Origin of the sequence: Priestia sp. SIMBA_032 (assembly GCF_046535215.1) — a bacterium.
Classification (GTDB): Bacteria; Bacillota; Bacilli; order Bacillales; family Bacillaceae_H; genus Priestia; species Priestia aryabhattai.
Genome location: NZ_JAWRXD010000467.1, coordinates 1 through 282, shown reverse-complemented (window position 1 = coordinate 282; position 282 = coordinate 1). Strand labels below are relative to the sequence as shown.

Here is a 282-nt window from a genome sequence, read left to right as displayed (position 1 = left end):
ATCTTTTTAAAGTATTCTTCATCTAACCTACGGACAACACCTGGCTCATATCTCGGCACTTGCCCCGTAATTTCTTCAATTTGATCAATAAGAGGGCCGATAATATCGTATGCCTCTACCCCTTCTTTTGCAGCCTCTGTTACTAAATACTGGCGCATATCAGGCTTAACTAACGTAAAACATATAAGTGCTTGATTACTCTTAGCAATCGAAATCACTTCTTTTAATGTCCCTGTATCTTCTACATACGGTACACGTCTAATATCAGGAGCAAACGGGAAT

The 282-nt window shown here is 39.4% G+C and carries 1 protein-coding gene; it reads right to left on the bottom strand.

Going from position 1 to position 282, the window contains the following annotated elements:
- A partial coding sequence (locus SB717_RS35180; protein ID WP_410907537.1) for a kinase/pyrophosphorylase occupies positions 1 to 282 on the bottom strand: 282 nt, incomplete at both ends.